This window comes from Pseudomonadota bacterium, from assembly GCA_030775045.1.
Classification (GTDB): Bacteria; Pseudomonadota; Alphaproteobacteria; order JALYJY01; family JALYJY01; genus JALYJY01.
The window spans coordinates 1-2416 of sequence record JALYJY010000068.1; the positions used below are offsets into that span (position 1 = coordinate 1).

General features: G+C 57.7%; 3 protein-coding genes. 1 reads left to right on the top strand and 2 read right to left on the bottom strand.

Going from position 1 to position 2416, the window contains the following annotated elements:
• Nucleotides 1–363: class I SAM-dependent methyltransferase (locus tag M3O22_06715; GenBank protein ID MDP9196438.1), on the top strand; the 363-nt coding region annotated here is incomplete at its 5' end.
• A 56-nt stretch (nt 364–419) separates the two neighbouring features.
• Here M3O22_06715 and M3O22_06720 read toward each other — a convergent pair.
• Both M3O22_06720 and M3O22_06725 read right to left on the bottom strand, forming a co-directional pair.
• A complete protein-coding gene (locus tag M3O22_06720; GenBank protein ID MDP9196439.1) occupies nt 420–1688 on the bottom strand; it encodes a hypothetical protein in 1269 nt (422 codons plus the stop codon).
• Nucleotides 1642–2416: hypothetical protein (locus tag M3O22_06725; protein MDP9196440.1), on the bottom strand; the 775-nt coding region annotated here is incomplete at its 5' end. The genes M3O22_06725 and M3O22_06720, both read right to left, overlap by 47 nt.

Sequence of the window (2416 nt, forward strand, 5' to 3'; positions counted from 1 at the left end):
CTGCAACACTGGCCACAGGCCCGGGTAGACATGCTGGATGTGGACACACTGGCCCTGCTGGCCGCCGCGGAAAACGTTCCACAGGCGCACCCCGTGACTGGCTCAGACCTGCAGGCTGTGGGCCAGCAGCGCTATGACATGATCATCAGCAACCCGCCCATCCACAATGGCAACCGGGAAGATCATACGGTTCTGAAAAATCTGATCGCCGATACCCCGGATCACCTGGAAAAAGGCGGCCGGCTGGTTCTGGTCGTCCAGTCCCGCCTGCCAGCCGGAGAATGGATGAAACCACACCTGGACCAGGTTGAGTGCCTTGCCACCACCACCCGCTTTCGCGTCTGGCAGGGATTACGGACATAAAAAAAGCCCCCGCACACAGGCGGGGGCTGTCGGAGTTATCAGAAGTGAGCAGACAATCAGAATTCAGGCGTAACCCAGCGGAGATCAAAAGCTCCGGCAAACCTCCGCTCGGGAAGACCGAAGTCCGGTGCAGGGTCGTCCCCGATCCTGCTGATGCTTCCTGCTTCACCGCTGACAGTCATCCAGAGAGTGCCCAGCTGCGACTTCAGGAGCGGCGCTGAAGCAGCAAGTTCCAGACCGGTGACCTGTTCTGTCAAGGCGTCATTGTCTCCCTGCGCAAATACCCGAATTCCGGCTGTAATATCCCGAGCCTGAGAAAGAACCCAATCGAAACCCGCCAAGCCCTGGAGATGCCTTCCACCTGCATCATTCCAGACGTATGACCCACCACCAACAGCAAGCAGCAGAATCCTTCCGGGCTTTATTATCTCTCCGGTTATTGCGTCTCTCTCTGCAGGTCCCCTTAACACAGGATATCTTGCTGTACCATCCGCAGAACAATACCCCTCTCCAGCTGTGGATCCACAACCCCCTCCAAGTATTCCATACTGTGTGTTCCCATCATTCAGCTCGAGATAGGGCTGCATAAATGCATATTGCGGAGCTCCGGTATCCGACAGGTTTGCCACAGCACCATTCACACCCATGCGAAACCATGGGCCCACATTGAACCAGCTGTTGGCTGAAGCTCCTGTTACAAAAAACATGGCTGTTCCAGCCCTGCCAGGACCATCATCCTGGGAAAGGTTGAAAGACGCACCGGGTAACTTCAGCTCATCAATCCCGGAGAATGCCGAGGCTGCCCGGGGCAGGAATGCCTCGGTACGTCCAACTGTGAGGGAACCTGCAACAACCCGGCTTGGATCACTGGAAAAGGTTACCTTCAGGTTGCCCACCATCGGCTTGCCAGCAGAAAGTTCGCCTTCCGCATAATTTAACTGGCCCCACACACTTGCTTCAACTGTTGCGCTGAAAGTGTCGCAGTTTATTGCAGCGGAGGATCCTTCCAGAAATCCCGCAGGACCGGTCTTAGTAGCTATATTGGCAACCGCATAGCGGGCACCCATATTGGCTATGCAGGTTATATTGCTTTTTCCTTCTGTACCGGCGGCATTGGTCACAGTGTCATCGGCCACGGCTTCCGCGGAAACAAGGGCCAGAACAGCAGCACCGGCTTTTACAACTGAACCTGACATTTCGATCCTCCAGGGGGTTTTCATTGATACTGCGGTGATTTGATCATGTTCTGATGAAAGTAAAACAGAAATCTGTATCTGCTCATGGAGCGGCAGGCGTTGCAGCTGTTGCAGAAGCTGCAGGCGCATCACCGAATGTCCAGCGCAGACCCACAACTCCGCCCACAATCATCACGCCATCATGGCGGCCGCCGCTGAACCAGCGGGAAGCCGTCAGGGCTGCCGTTCCGGAAAATGTTCCCGAATCCTCTGTGCGGGCCACAATGAAGGACACTCCGATCCTGGATCCGGTTTCTGTCCTTTCCACGGATCCGGCCCCGTGCCGGGTTGCAGACTGCTCGCCTTCCGCCAGCGGAATATGGCGCCGGACAGAGCCTTCCAGATGGCAGGACAGATCTTCCGAAAAATCTCCTTCAACCCGCGCCCCGATGTACAGGACATCCTGCCTGTCATCACGAACCCAGGACGCTCCCGCATCAATGTGTCCAAGATCCAGAAAGCCATCTGCGCCGTGGAAGCGGCTTCCCCGGGCTGTCCCCAGGGATGCGCTCACGCCTGCGTCCGGCTTTTCCGGGTTTCCGAGCAGAGCATAGAGGCGACCAAGTCCCAGGAAACCGTTCAGGGCCTGCGCCCTTCCGATTTCCAGGAACGTGGGCACCGCCGCAGCGCCAGTGACGCCAACAACAAGGCCTCCCGTATCATGACTGGCATCAGCCTGTCCGCCCAGGGTGGCTGTATGGATGGTATCGGGGAGCAGCAGGGAGTCCTCTGCCAGTCCGGGGCCCACAAAGGGCAGCCGGATTACGCCTGTTCCGCCAGGGCGTCTCATCCCCAGGGGCTCCAGGACAGTGCGCAGG